Origin of the sequence: Micromonospora sp. NBC_00898, from assembly GCF_045207895.1 — a bacterium.
Taxonomy (GTDB): Bacteria; Actinomycetota; Actinomycetes; order Mycobacteriales; family Micromonosporaceae; genus Micromonospora.
On record NZ_CP108775.1, the window covers coordinates 595,374 to 607,967 of the forward strand.

The 12,594-nt window shown below is 70.5% G+C and carries 13 protein-coding genes and 1 tRNA gene; 11 read left to right on the plus strand and 3 right to left on the minus strand.

All coding sequences use genetic code 11. The annotated features are described in order from the left end of the window. Window positions 1-7: 7 nt before the first annotated feature. Entirely contained in the window at window positions 8-487 is a 480-nt protein-coding gene (locus OG799_RS02830) for an Lrp/AsnC family transcriptional regulator (RefSeq protein WP_302763004.1), read from the minus strand. Window positions 488-589: 102 nt separating this feature from the next. Here OG799_RS02830 and OG799_RS02835 point away from each other — a divergent pair, with 102 nt between their 5' ends. After that, window positions 590-1,750, plus strand: a complete 1,161-nt coding sequence (locus OG799_RS02835; protein WP_406042790.1) for a trans-sulfuration enzyme family protein — start codon at window positions 590-592, stop codon at window positions 1,748-1,750. Window position 1,751: 1 nt separating this feature from the next. On the opposite strand, the gene OG799_RS02840 is transcribed toward OG799_RS02835, so the two are convergent. Together OG799_RS02840 and OG799_RS02845 are read right to left on the minus strand one after the other, a co-directional pair. Then, window positions 1,752-2,501: a helix-turn-helix domain-containing protein gene (locus tag OG799_RS02840; protein WP_406042792.1), complete on the minus strand. Its 750-nt coding sequence runs from the start codon at window positions 2,499-2,501 to the stop codon at window positions 1,752-1,754. 31 nt (window positions 2,502-2,532) lie between these two features. Next, window positions 2,533-2,609: transfer RNA gene (locus OG799_RS02845), tRNA-Leu, on the minus strand. Window positions 2,610-2,702: 93 nt separating this feature from the next. Here OG799_RS02845 and OG799_RS02850 point away from each other — a divergent pair. From OG799_RS02850 to OG799_RS02895, 10 genes are all read left to right on the plus strand, one after another. Further along, window positions 2,703-3,323, plus strand: coding sequence for an ANTAR domain-containing response regulator (locus tag OG799_RS02850; RefSeq protein WP_406042794.1), 621 nt, complete (start codon window positions 2,703-2,705; stop codon window positions 3,321-3,323). Window positions 3,324-3,383: 60 nt separating this feature from the next. Beyond that, entirely contained in the window at window positions 3,384-4,553 is a 1,170-nt protein-coding gene (locus OG799_RS02855) for a hypothetical protein (RefSeq protein ID WP_406042796.1), read from the plus strand. Window positions 4,554-4,810: 257 nt separating this feature from the next. Then, the gene (locus OG799_RS02860; RefSeq protein WP_406042798.1) at window positions 4,811-5,974 is read left to right on the plus strand and encodes a branched-chain amino acid ABC transporter substrate-binding protein; all 1,164 of its coding nucleotides are present in this window, start codon (window positions 4,811-4,813) and stop codon (window positions 5,972-5,974) included. 95 nt (window positions 5,975-6,069) lie between these two features. Continuing rightward, window positions 6,070-7,020 carry a branched-chain amino acid ABC transporter permease gene (locus OG799_RS02865; protein WP_406042800.1) on the plus strand — a complete coding sequence of 317 codons (951 nt, stop codon included), beginning with the start codon at window positions 6,070-6,072 and terminating at the stop codon, window positions 7,018-7,020. Further along, on the plus strand, window positions 7,017-8,171 hold the full coding sequence (locus tag OG799_RS02870) for a branched-chain amino acid ABC transporter permease (protein ID WP_406042802.1): 1,155 nt from the start codon (window positions 7,017-7,019) through the stop codon (window positions 8,169-8,171). The genes OG799_RS02865 and OG799_RS02870 overlap by 4 nt, the downstream gene beginning before the upstream one ends. Continuing rightward, window positions 8,164-9,084 (plus strand): ABC transporter ATP-binding protein, encoded by a 921-nt coding sequence (locus OG799_RS02875; RefSeq protein ID WP_406042804.1) that lies wholly within the window; start codon window positions 8,164-8,166, stop codon window positions 9,082-9,084. Before OG799_RS02870 ends, OG799_RS02875 begins: the two co-directional genes overlap by 8 nt. Continuing rightward, window positions 9,074-9,784: an ABC transporter ATP-binding protein gene (locus tag OG799_RS02880; protein ID WP_406042806.1), complete on the plus strand. Its 711-nt coding sequence runs from the start codon at window positions 9,074-9,076 to the stop codon at window positions 9,782-9,784. Before OG799_RS02875 ends, OG799_RS02880 begins: the two co-directional genes overlap by 11 nt. A gap of 50 nt (window positions 9,785-9,834) precedes the next feature. After that, window positions 9,835-10,746: an ABC transporter substrate-binding protein gene (locus OG799_RS02885; protein WP_406042808.1), complete on the plus strand. Its 912-nt coding sequence runs from the start codon at window positions 9,835-9,837 to the stop codon at window positions 10,744-10,746. Between the two features lie 2 nt (window positions 10,747-10,748). After that, window positions 10,749-11,729: an amino acid ABC transporter permease gene (locus OG799_RS02890; protein ID WP_406042810.1), complete on the plus strand. Its 981-nt coding sequence runs from the start codon at window positions 10,749-10,751 to the stop codon at window positions 11,727-11,729. Window positions 11,730-11,782: 53 nt separating this feature from the next. Next, window positions 11,783-12,535, plus strand: coding sequence for an amino acid ABC transporter ATP-binding protein (locus tag OG799_RS02895; protein WP_406046181.1), 753 nt, complete (start codon window positions 11,783-11,785; stop codon window positions 12,533-12,535). The last annotated feature ends 59 nt before the right edge of the window (window positions 12,536-12,594 follow it).

Genomic DNA, 12,594 nt, shown 5'->3' on the forward strand with positions numbered 1-12,594 from the left:
TGGTGCCTTAGCCCATACCGCGCGCCTGCTCGAAGATCAGGCTGGTCTGGGTGTGCTGCACCGCCGGGTCCACCGCCAGGTGGTCGAGCACGAAGTCCCGCAGCGCGTCCCCGGAGGCCGCCCGCACGTGCAGCACGTAGTCCTCCGCGCCGGCCACGTGGAACACCGACACCACCCCCGGCAGCCGCACCGACCGGGCCCGGAACGCGTCCACCGCCGCCCGCTCGTGCGCGGCCAGCCGCACCGACACCAGCGCCTGCAACGGCAGTCCCACCGCGGCCGGGTCGACCTCGGCGTGGAAGCCGCGGATCGCCCCGCACTCGCGCAGCGCCCGGGTCCGGGTCAGGCACGTCGAGGGGGCCACCCCCACCCGCTCCGCGAGGGCGTTGTTCGGCAGCCGGCCGTCGGCGGCCAGCTCGGTCAGGATCGCGCGGTCGACGTCGTCCAGGGCCGCGAACGGCCGTACATCATTCGGTGCAACGGGCATGCAAGCATCATTCACCGAACTTCACAACGTTGAAAGCCCTGTTGTGAGAATCTTATGCACTTGTCTTGCCTCATGCCGGGCTGATGTTCGACCCTTCCGGTCATGACAGCCGTGGACACCAGAGCCGTGCACGCCGGGCGCGACGACCTCGCCGGACTCGGCGTCCACGTGCCGCCCATCGACCTCTCCACCACCAACCCGCTGCCGTCGGTCGACGAGGGCGGCGACGCGTACGAGACCCTCGCCACCGGCGGCACCCTCCCCGCCGGCGGCAGCGCCGTCTACCAGCGGCTCTGGAACCCCACCGTGGCCCGGTTCGAGACCGCGCTCGCCGAACTCGAAGGCACCGCCGAAGCGGTCGCCTTCGCCAGCGGCATGGCCGCCCTCACCGCCGCCCTGCTCGCCGCCACCCGCGACGGGAAGCGCCACATCGTCGCCGTCCGGCCCCTCTACGGCGGCACCGACCACGTGCTCGCCACCGGGCTGCTCGGCACCGAGGTGACCTGGGCCCGCCCCGACGAGGTCGCCGCCGCCGTCCGCCCCGACACCGCGCTGGTCGTCGTCGAGACCCCGGCCAACCCCACCCTCGACCTGGTCGACATCGCCGCCCTCGCCGACGCCGCCGGTGACGTCCCCCTGCTGGTCGACAACACCGTCGCCACCCCCGTGCTCCAGCAGCCCGCCCGGCACGGCGCCGCGCTGGTGCTGCACAGCGCCACCAAGAGCATCGGCGGCCACGGCGACGTCCTCGCCGGCGTCGTCGCCTGCGACACCGGGTGGGCCACCCGGCTGCGCCAGGTCCGCGCCGTCACCGGGGCGATCCTGCACCCGCTCGGCGCGTACCTGCTGCACCGCGGCCTGCAGACGCTGCCGCTGCGGGTCCGCGCCCAGCAGGCCGGCGCGGAGAAGCTCGCCGCCTGGCTCGCCGGCCACCCCGCCGTCGAGCGGGTCCACCACCCGTCGGTGCACGACCCGGCCGGGCTCGTCGGCCGGCAGATGTCCGGCACCGGCAGCCTGCTCGCCTTCGAGGTACGCGGTGGCGCGCCCGCCGCGGCGGCCGTCGCCGGGGCCTGCGAGCTGATCACCCACGCGGTGTCGCTCGGCGGGGTGGACACCCTGATCCAGCACCCGGCGTCGCTGACCCACCGGCCGGTGGCCGGGGAGGCAAAGCCGGTCGGCGCGCTGCTGCGGGTCTCCGTCGGCCTCGAGGACCCGGAGGACCTGCGCGCCGACCTGGAGCGGGCGCTCGCCGCGATCGGCTGAGTCAGGACTTCGGGCCGACGTGCCGATCGAGGGCGGCGACGGCCTCCCGGCGGGCGACGGAGAGCGAGTTGCGGCGGTTCATCTTCCAGGCGATGCCGAGCAGGTCGAGCGCCCACTGGCAGAGACCCATGATGTCGGCGGACTCGTTGGTGAACATGTAGCGCGGGTAGACGTACTTCTTGCCGCGGACGGTGACGCGGTTCGCGAACCGGCAGCCGTCGGAGTGGAACAGGCCCCGCAGAAAGTCGCCCGGTTGCGCCGCCACGATCTCCCGCTGCCAGTTCGCCAGCACGATCGGCCGCTCATGCTTCTTGCCGGGCCCGTGCTGTGGCAACAGGCACGGCCAGTGTCTGCCGTAGCTCTGCACGGTGACGCAGCCCTGCTGCTGCACGCGCTGCACCGAGGCCGCCAGGACGCTCTTCATCGCGTCTTCGCAGGCGTCGATCAGGCCCGGCCAGGCGTTTGCGCAGACAATGCGCAGCACCGGAACCCGGACGGTGGTGACCAGGTGTCCGTCACCGAGGTAGAGGCCGAGCAGGTAGGCGTACTGACCGGGATCTGTCGGCTTGTCGACGTCGGCGCGGCAGCGGAAGCAGCGCAGCGCGGTGCCCTGTTGCTTCGGCTCCGGTCGGACTTTGCACCAGTGTCGGACGGTGGGATAGGAGACCCCGACGGCGCGGGCGGCCTCAGCAACGGTCGCGCCGGCGAGGTACAGACGCCGCGCTCGAGTGCGTAGTTCGGGTGGATGCACGGACACATCTTCGAACGTCCGTACGACGATTTGGTGCCCCCGGTGGGATTCGAACCCACACTGTCGATCTTTTGAGAATCGCGCCTCTGCCGGTTGGGCTACAGGGGCTTCTGTAGTTCGGCCCCACTAGATTACCCACTAGGCTATGCGCGGTGGCACCCGGCACGGCGGGTGTCGGGTTCAGACTGGTGGGAGTGGCTCGTGGCCGAGACGCAGACGGATGCCGAGCGCAGGCGGGTACTGATCGCCGAGGACGAGGCGCTCATCCGGCTGGACCTGGCCGAGATGCTGGTCGAAGAGGGTTACGAGGTGGTCGGCGAGGCCGGCGACGGCGAGACCGCCGTCAAGCTCGCCGAGGAGCTCAAGCCGGACCTGGTCATCCTCGACATCAAGATGCCGATCATGGACGGGCTGGCCGCCGCCGAGCGGATCGCCGGCGCCCGGATCGCCCCGGTGATCATCCTGACCGCGTTCAGCCAGCGGGACCTGGTGGAGCGGGCCCGGGCGGCCGGCGCGATGGCGTACCTGGTCAAGCCGTTCCAGAAGAGCGACCTGGTGCCGGCGGTGGAGATCGCCCTCTCCCGGTACTCGGAGATCGCCGCGCTGGAGGCGGAGGTGGCCGGCCTCACCGACCGGCTGGAGATCCGCAAGACCGTGGAGCGGGCCAAGGGCGCGCTGATGACCACGTACGGGATGACCGAGCCGCAGGCGTTCAAGTGGATCCAGCGCACCGCGATGGACCACCGGATGACCATGAAGGAGGTCGCCGAGCGGATCCTCGCCGAGACCGCCGGCGGCGAGGTGGCCCAGCCCGCCTCCTGACGGAAAGTCCGGCGCCTCGGCGGGCCCCGCGCCTCGTCGATGGTCGATACGATCGCGGCCATGCGTGCTCGGCGTCCGCTGGCGGTGCTCGGCCTGGTGGCCGTGCTGCTGGGCGGCTGCCGGTCGACCGGCCACGCCGACCCGGCGCCGGCGCCGGTCCGGCCGGCCTGGCAGCCGGTGACCCTGCCGGCCCCACCCGGCGCGCCCGGGCGGCTGCTGCTGCGCGACGCGACGGCCTGCGCGGGCCGGTGGTTCGTGGTGGGCGCGGTTGCCGGTGCGGCGGGCGGCACCCGGCCGGCGGCGTGGACCAGCACCGACGCCATCGCCTGGACGGCACTGCGTGCGGTGCCGCGCAGCCCGTACGGCGAGGAGAACGTGCTGACCGCGGCGGGCTGCCGGGACGGCCGGCTGGCCGCGGTGGGCGCGAAGAGCGGCGGGGTGCACGGCAATCCACGGATCAGTACCTGGCGGCAGGTCGCCGACGGGTCGCTGGTGGAGGTGCCGGCCGAGTTCGAGGTGTTCGGCGGCCCGGACGCGGTCAACGTGGGCCGGATCGCGGGTGGCCCGCGCGGCTGGCTGATCGCCGGCAACCGGGCCACCGGGGCGGCGGCCTGGGTCTCCGCCGACGGCACCGACTTCCGGCTGGTCAGCGGGGTGCCGGGGCTGGCCGCGGACGCGGCGGGCCGGCCGTGGGCGGCGGACGGCACGGCGACGGCGTCGGGGTGGCTCATGGTGGGCTCGATGCTGCCGTCGGGGCGTACCGGCGTGGATCCGGCGGTGTGGACCTCGCCGGACGGTCGGGCCTGGCGGCGCGCGGTGCTGCCGGCGGCCGGGGTCGACGCGGACCTGCAGCGGGTGGTCCGGGTGGGGGAGCGCGCAGTGGCCGTCGGACGCCGGGGCGACGGCCTGGGCGCCTGGCTGGGTGACGGCGGGAGCTGGCGCGCGGGCGGCGGCTTCGGCGGCGCGGGGACGGACCGGCCGGGCCGGGTGTGGGGACTGACCGCGGTCGGCGACGGCACATTCGCGGTGGCCGCGGGCGGGGTGACCGGTGCCGGGTGGTTCTCCCGGGATGGCACGGCGTGGTCGCCGGTGGCCCTGCCGGTGGCGGTGCCGGCGAGCAGCGACCGCACGGTGGCGGTGGCCGGTGTCGGGGAGGCCGTTCTGTTGCTGGAGGACAACGACTTGGGGGCCGCAGTGTGGTCGGCGCGCGGGCCGTGGAGTCCCGGCTGACCCTCCCACCAGCGTGTTTCCGGCCGGTGTCGGTTGCCGTGTTTTCCCACGGCACGGGCGAGTGTGTTACAGCACATCTGTGAATCCGGCCACTCAACGTAACGGTTAGGTCAACCCCTCTATCTAGGTCTACCGGCACGCCCCGCCAGTGGGATAACGTCCCGGCCCAGACCGGGATCGCGGTCGGTCCGGCCAACGCTGCAAGGTCCAATTCGCGGTGGGTGGTCCGGGCCTTCGGACGGAGGAGGGTACGAGCCGTGAGGCAGAAGCTCGCTCGGGTGCTTGGTGGCGTAGCCATCACCGCGCTCGTTTTCAGTGGCGCGGCCTGCAAGGCCGACAGTGGTAGTGAGGCGAGCGGCGACAAGGCCGCCTGCGACCTGAAGATCGGCTTCTTCGGCCCGCTGACCGGCGACGCCGCGGGTCTCGGTATTCACATGCGCAACGGCACCAAGCTGGCGATCGACCAGTACAACAAGGACAACGCCGACTGCAAGGTCAACCTGACCGAGTACGACTCGCAGGGTGACCCGGCCAAGGCCGCCCCGCTGGCCCAGCAGGCGGTTGGTGACAGCAAGGTCGTCGGCATCATCGGCCCGGCGTTCTCGGGTGAGTCCGAGGTCGCCGACCCGATCTTCGACCAGGCCGGTCTGCCGATCATCACCCCGTCGGCGACCCGCCCGAGCCTGAGCACCAAGAGCTGGAAGATCTTCCACCGGGGCGTCGGCAACGACACCTCGCAGGGCCCGGCCGCCGGCCGCTACATCAAGAACGTCCTCAAGGCCGACAAGGTCTACGTCGTCGACGACCAGTCGGCGTACGGCGCGGGTCTGGTGGACGAGGTCAAGAAGGTCATCGGCACGGCCGCCGGCGAGGACAAGATCCAGGTCAAGCAGACCAACTTCTCCGCCGTCGTCACCAAGATCCAGAGCAGCGGCGCCAACGTCCTCTTCTTCGGTGGCTACTACACCGAGGCCGGCCTGCTGCTCAAGCAGCTCAAGGGCGCCGGCTGGAAGGGCACCATGGTGGCCGGTGACGGCGTCAACGACGCCAACTTCATCAAGGTCGCCGGCGAGCAGGTCGCCGAGGGCACGATCCTGACCTGCCCGTGCGCCCCGGCCACCGCGGCCAAGGGCACCTTCGTGACCGACTACAAGGCGGCCTTCGAGCAGGCCGAGCCGGGCACCTACGCCGACGTGTCGTACGACATCACCAAGATCATGCTCGAGGGCATCAAGGCCGGCAAGGGCACCCGGGCCGACCTGCTCAGCTTCATCAACTCCTACAACAAGGCGGGTGGCGCCACCGGCGTGACCTACAAGTTCGAGGCGAACGGTGAGCTGGACCCGGCCCAGGTGCTGGTCTGGGCGTTCAAGGTGAACGCGGGCAAGGTCGTCCCCGACATCGAGATCCCCAAGGCCTGACCGGTTCTGTCCGGTCCCGCCAGGGACACCAGGTGTGTGCGGCCGGGAGCTTTCTCCCGGCCGCGCCGCTTGGCCGCAACAGTTGGAGCCCCCACTTGAACTTCGATGAGCTGTTCGGGAACTTCCCGGCGCTGACCATCACCGGGCTGGAACAGGGCGCGATCTACGCGCTCGTCGCCCTCGGCTACACCCTGGTGTACGGCGTCCTGCGCCTGATCAACTTCGCCCACTCCGAAGTCTTCATGGTCGGTACCTTCACCGCCATGTGGACCTGGGAGGCCCTCGGCTACAACCAGAACTCCCCGGCGCCGGCCTTCGGCCCGCTGATCGTGGCGATCCTCGCCGGCCTCGCCGTCGCGATCGTCGCCTCGGCGGCCACCGCGGTCACCGTCGAACTGGTCGCCTACCGCCCGCTGCGCCGGCGGAACGCCCCGCCACTGGCCTTCCTCATCACCGCCATCGGCGCCTCGTTCGTGCTCTCCGAGTCGTTCGGCATCGGCACCCAGCGCGCGCCGTTCGGCATGCCGACGCTGATCCCGTCGGAGACGGTCTTCACCGTCTTCGGCGCCGCGGTGACCAACCGCCAGCTGCTGATCCTCGCCGTGACCCTGCTGATGATGGTCGGCCTGGACCAGTTCGTGAACCGCAGCCGGCTCGGGCGGGGCATCCGCGCCGTCGCCCAGGACCCGGACACCGCCGCCCTGATGGGCGTCAACAAGAACCGGGTCATCCTGCTGGTCTTCGTGCTCGGCGGCATCATGGCCGGCGTGGCCGCCCTGCTCTGGGACGTCCGCTACGAATACACCAAGTTCAACGTCGGCTTCCTGATCGGGCTCAAGGCGTTCTCGGCCGCGGTGCTCGGCGGCATCGGCAACCTGCGGGGCGCGCTGCTCGGCGGTCTGCTGCTAGGGGTGGTGGAGAACTACGCGGCCGGGCTCTTCGGTGGAGAATGGAAGGACTTCACCGGTTTCGTGCTGCTGGTCGTGCTGCTGATGTTCCGGCCCACCGGCCTGCTCGGCGAATCTCTCGGGAGGGCGCGCGCATGACCGCCACCGTGGACAAGGGACGGACCTCGGCGCTCAAGGGTCGCTGGGCGGCGATGCCGAAGCAGGTGCGCTGGACCGCGATCGCGGCGCTGGTGGTCCTGCTCTACATCCTGCCCAACAAGTGGTTCTACGAGTACCTGGGCTTCCCGATCGGCAGCGAGTACTTCGCCTTCTACACCACCAAGTCGGATTTCGCGGCGGTGCTCTTCGACACCGCGATCTTCGTCCTGCTGGCGGTCGGTCTGAACGTCGTGGTCGGCTTCACCGGCCTGCTCGACCTCGGCTACTTCGGCTTCTACGCGGTCGGCGCGTACACCGTGGCGCTGTTGACCTCGCCGGAGAGCCGGTTCGGGACGAACTGGCCGTGGCTGGCGGCGGTGCCGGTGGCGATCGCGGTGGCGATGATCTCCGGGGTGATCCTCGGTGGTCCGACCCTGCGGCTACGCGGTGACTACCTGGCCATCGTGACCCTCGGCTTCGCCGAGATGATCCGGCTCTACGCCGCTCGGCAGGACGGCCTGCTGCAGGGCCAGCGGGGCATCCCGCAGGTGCCGCACCCGCCGGGCACCGGCTCGGACGGCAAGCCGCTGTTCAGCGTGGTGGACTCCAAGCCCTACTACTGGCTGATCCTGACCCTGATCATCGTGATCATCTTCGCGATGCGGAACCTGGCCAACAGCCGGGTCGGCCGGGCCTGGGTCGCCATCCGGGAGGACGAGGACGCCGCCGAGATCATGGGCGTGCCGACGTTCAAGTACAAGCTCTGGGCGTTCGCCATCGGCGCGGCGGTCGGTGGCCTCACCGGCGCGATCTTCGCCGGCAAGCAGACGTTCATCAACTCGGACAGCTTCCAGCTGGAAAGCTCGATCCTGGTGCTCGCCGCGGTCATTCTCGGCGGCGCCGGTAACATCAAGGGCGCGATCGTCGGTGGCGCGATCACCTGGTACCTGCCGGAGTGGCTGCGCGGCGCCGGCGATCTGATCGGGGTCGAGTTCGACGCGGCCGAGTACCGGATCCTCATCTTCGGCCTGGTCGTCATCGTCATGATGATCTTCCGACCGCAGGGCATCGTGCCCAACCGGCGGCGGGCGGCCGAGTTCGCAGACCGGCGCAAGGAAGCGGTTCCCCAGGAGACGGTGCCCAATGAGTGAGCCGCAGATGCACAGCGAGCGGGACGAGACCAGCGAGCGGGACATCGCCGACGACGGTCGCAGCACCGTCGGCACCCCGCCGGAGAAGGGTCCGGACACGCCGGTGGAGTCCACCCCCGGCGCCACGGATCCGGCCGGCCGGGAGCCGCTGCTGGAGGTCGACCACGTCACCCTCCGCTTCGGCGGTGTGGTCGCCCTCAACGACGTCGCGTTCACCCTCTACAAGGGGGAGATCCTCGGCCTGATCGGCCCGAACGGCGCCGGCAAGACGACCTGCTTCAACGCGATGACCGGCGTCTACCGGCCCACCCAGGGCGAGATCCGGTTCAAGGGGCAGCGCACCAACGGCAGGCGCCGGTCCTGGATCACCAAGGCCGGCATCGCGCGGACGTTCCAGAACATCCGGCTCTTCCCGGAGATGACCGCGCTGGAGAACGTGATGGTGGGCGCGGACGCCCACCACAAGACCAGCGTGATCGCCGCGATGCTCCGGCTGCCGCGGCACTGGCGGGAGGAGCGGCAGGGCCGGGACAAGGCCTACGAGCTGTTGCGCTTCGTCGGCATCGAGCGGCGCGCCGGGGAGCTGTCGCGCAATCTCTCGTACGGCGAGCAGCGCCGGCTGGAGATCGCCCGGGCGCTGGCGACGAATCCCACCCTGCTCTGCCTGGACGAGCCGGCCGCCGGCTTCACTCCGGCGGAGAAGGAGGAACTGCTCGGCCTGATCCGTAAGATTCGGGACAACGGCACCACGGTGCTGCTGATCGAGCACGACATGCGTCTCGTCATGGGCGTGACCGATCGGATCGTGGTGCTGGAGTTCGGCAAGAAGATCGCCGAGGGCCTGCCGGCCGAGGTCCGCGAGGACCCGAAGGTGATCGCCGCGTACCTGGGGGTGCCGACCGATGCTGCTTGAGATCAAGGACCTGACCCTGCTGTACGGCCGGATCCAGGCGCTGCACGGGATCAGCCTGACCGTCAACGAGGGCGAGGTGGTCGCGCTGATCGGCGCCAACGGCGCCGGCAAGACCACCACCATGCGGGCCATCTCCGGGCTGCGCCCGGTGGCCCAGGGCTCGATCGTCTTCGACGGGACCGACGTCACCCGGATGCGCGCCGACCTGCGGGTGGTCCGGGGCATCGGGCAGGCGCCCGAGGGCCGGGGCGTCTTCCCCGGGATGACCGTCCTGGAGAACCTGGAGATGGGGGCGTACACCCGCCGGGACCGGTCGGGCATCGCCGAGGATCTGAAGATGGTCATGGACCTCTTCCCCCGGCTGGCCGAGCGGCGCAAGCAGGCCGGTGGCACGCTCTCCGGCGGCGAGCAGCAGATGCTCGCGGTCGGTCGGGCGCTGATGGCCCGGCCGCGGCTGCTGCTGCTCGACGAGCCGTCGATGGGGCTCGCCCCGATGCTGATCCAGCAGATCTTCGAGATCATCACCCGGATCAACGAGCAGGGCACCACCATCCTGCTGGTGGAGCAGAACGCCCAGCAGGCGCTTTCCCGGGCCCACCGGGGCTACGTGCTGGAGACCGGCCGGATCGTCAAGGAGGGGTCCGGCCAGGACCTGCTGCACGACCCGGCGGTCAAGGAGGCGTACCTTGGCGTGGCCTGAGGCCTCGGTCGGCGTTGCCCCAGGCGCAACATCTGGCAAAGGGAGTAGTCATGTTCACCCCTCATAACCGCTGGCGGGCGGCGCTCGGCGTCGCCGGCGCAGCCATGCTCACCCTTTCGCTCGCGGCCTGCGGTGAGAAGGAGAACACCGACCAGCCGGGCGCCGGGCCCTCCGTGACGGCGGCGGCCGACGCGGCGCTCGCCGCGAAGGTCCCGGACGCGATCAAGGCGGACGGTGTGCTCAAGGTCGGCACCGACTCGACGTACGCCCCGGCGGAGTTCCTGGACGCCGACGGCAAGACGGTGATCGGCTTCGACGTGGAGCTGTTCAACGCGGTGTCCCAGAAGCTCGGCCTCAAGGCCGAGTACGAGTCGGCGCCGTTCGACTCGATCCTGCCCGGCGTCGACTCCGGCAAGTACGAGATCGGCGTCTCGTCCTTCACGATCAACGCGGAGCGGCTGAAGAGCGTCAACATGGTCAGCTACTTCTCCGCCGGCACCCAGTGGGCGACCAAGAAGGGCAACCCGGCCGGGGTCGACCTGGAGAACGCCTGCGGTAAGAAGATCGCCGTCCAGACCGGCACGGTCCAGGTCGACGACATCACCGCCCGGTCGAAGAAGTGCATCGACGCCGGCAAGCCGGCCATCAAGATCGACCAGTACCAGGCGCAGAGTGACGCGACCGCAGCCGTGGTCAGCGGCAAGGACGACGCCATGCTGGCCGACTCTCCGGTCGGCGCGTACGCGGTCAAGCAGAGCAGCGGCCAGCTGGCGCTGCTCGGCGACATCTACGAGTCGGCCCCGTACGGCTACGCGGTGAAGAAGGACCAGCAGGCCTTCGCCGAGGTGGTCAAGGAGGCCGTCCAGGCGGTCATCGCCGACGGCAGCTACAAGGCCGCGCTGCAGAAGTGGGGCGTCGACGGCGGCGCCGTCACCAGCGCTGAGCTCAACCCGTCGGCCTGACCATGTCGGTCGACACAGGAACACCCGCACGGGCACGGCCTGAACCCATCCAGGCCGTGCCCGTGCGGCACCCCGGGCGCTGGGTCGCGGTGGCCGTGATCGCCGTGCTGACGGCCATGTTCGTGCACCTGCTGGTCACGAACAAGGCGTTCAACTGGGCGTTCATGGTCGACGAGATGTTCCGGCCGCCGATCATCGCGGGGCTGCGTGGCACCATCGCGCTGCTCGTGACCTCCATGGTGATCGGTATCGGGCTCGGCATCGTCCTCGCGGTCATGCGGCTGTCGGAGAACCCGATCCTGCGCGGCGTCTCCTGGGTGTACACCTGGTTCTTCCGGGCGGTGCCCCGGCTGGTGCTGGCGATCCTCTTCGGCAACCTGGGCATCCTCTGGGCCCGCATCGAGTTCGGTCTGCCCTTCGACCGGCAGATCGGTGCCCTCTTCGGCGTGCAGAACTTCGAGGCGCGGCTGTTCGGCTTCACCGCGGTGGAAATCCTCACCGGCTTCGTCGCCGGCATGCTGGCGCTGGGGCTGTCGGAGGCCGCGTACATGGCCGAGATCGTCCGGGCCGGCATCCAGTCGGTGGACGAGGGGCAGACCGAGGCTGCCCAGGCGTTGGGCATGAGCCGGGGGCAGATCCTGCGCCGCATCGTGCTGCCGCAGGCCATGCGGGTGATCGTCCCGCCGACCGGCAACGAGACCATCGCGATGCTCAAGGACACCTCGTTGGTTTCCTTCGTGCCGGTGTCGATGGAGTTGTTCTTCCAACTGAGGGCGGTGGGTAGCCGGACCTTCCAGGTCTTCCCGATGCTCGTGGCGGCGACCCTGTGGTACCTGGCGCTGACCAGCGTGCTGCTTGTCGGGCAGTACTACCTGGAGCGGCACTTCTCCAAGGGGTTCGGGCGCAGCGAGCGGGCCCGGCAGCGGCTGCGCGACATCGCCGCCGAGAGCGGCGGCAACGCGAGCGGGACGGCGGAACGATGACGGGAACCACGGTGTCGACGCAGTCGGGCATGCCGGCGGCGGAGTCCGGCGTGATGGTCCGGGCCGAGCAGGTGCACAAGTCCTTCGGGTCCCTCGAAGTGCTCAAGGGCATCGACCTGGAGGTCCGCTCCGGTGAGGTCTGCTGCCTGCTCGGGCCGTCCGGCTCGGGCAAGTCGACCTTCCTGCGCTGCATCAACCACCTGGAGAAGATCAACGCCGGCCGCATCTGGGTGGATGGCGATCTGATCGGTTACCGGGAGCACGGCGGCAAGCTGCACGAGCTGCGGGAGAAGGAGGTGGCCGCGCAGCGCCGCTCCATCGGCATGGTCTTCCAGCGGTTCAACCTCTTCCCGCACATGACCGTGCTGCAGAACATCGTCGAGGCACCGGTGCTGCTCGGCCGGGAGAAGAAGGCGGCCGCGCGGGACCGGGCCGCCGCACTGCTGGAGCGGGTGGGGCTGAGCGACAAGCTCGGGGCGTACCCGGGTCAGCTCTCCGGCGGCCAGCAGCAGCGGGTGGCGATCGCCCGGGCGCTGGCGATGCGGCCGAAGCTGATGCTCTTCGACGAGCCGACCAGCGCGCTCGACCCGGAGCTGGTCGGCGAGGTCCTGGACGTGATGAAGGACCTGGCCCGGGACGGCATGACCATGATCGTGGTGACCCACGAGATCGGCTTCGCCCGCGAGGTCGGGGACTCGCTGATCTTCATGGACGGCGGCGTGGTGGTCGAGTCCGGGACGCCCCGCGAGGTGATCGCCAATCCGCGGCACGAGCGGACCAAGGCCTTCCTGGCCAAGGTGCTGTGAGGTACGACCCTGGCGCGGCGGGCCGGCCGCGCCGGGGTCCGTGCCGGTGTCCCGGTGTG

Excerpts from the sequence above, each read along its gene's own strand:
- OG799_RS02885 (WP_406042808.1), top strand. The coding sequence starts at position 9,835 with ATGTTCACCCCTCATAACCGCTGGCGGGCGGCGCTCGGCGTCGCCGGC.
- OG799_RS02870 (WP_406042802.1), top strand. The coding sequence starts at position 7,017 with ATGACCGCCACCGTGGACAAGGGACGGACCTCGGCGCTCAAGGGTCGC.
- OG799_RS02830 (WP_302763004.1), bottom strand. The coding sequence starts at position 487 with ATGCCCGTTGCACCGAATGATGTACGGCCGTTCGCGGCCCTGGACGAC.
- OG799_RS02855 (WP_406042796.1), top strand. The coding sequence starts at position 3,384 with ATGCGTGCTCGGCGTCCGCTGGCGGTGCTCGGCCTGGTGGCCGTGCTG.
- OG799_RS02875 (WP_406042804.1), top strand. The coding sequence starts at position 8,164 with ATGAGTGAGCCGCAGATGCACAGCGAGCGGGACGAGACCAGCGAGCGG.
- OG799_RS02880 (WP_406042806.1), top strand. The coding sequence starts at position 9,074 with ATGCTGCTTGAGATCAAGGACCTGACCCTGCTGTACGGCCGGATCCAG.
- OG799_RS02835 (WP_406042790.1), top strand. The coding sequence starts at position 590 with ATGACAGCCGTGGACACCAGAGCCGTGCACGCCGGGCGCGACGACCTC.
- OG799_RS02890 (WP_406042810.1), top strand. The coding sequence starts at position 10,749 with ATGTCGGTCGACACAGGAACACCCGCACGGGCACGGCCTGAACCCATC.
- OG799_RS02895 (WP_406046181.1), top strand. The coding sequence starts at position 11,783 with ATGGTCCGGGCCGAGCAGGTGCACAAGTCCTTCGGGTCCCTCGAAGTG.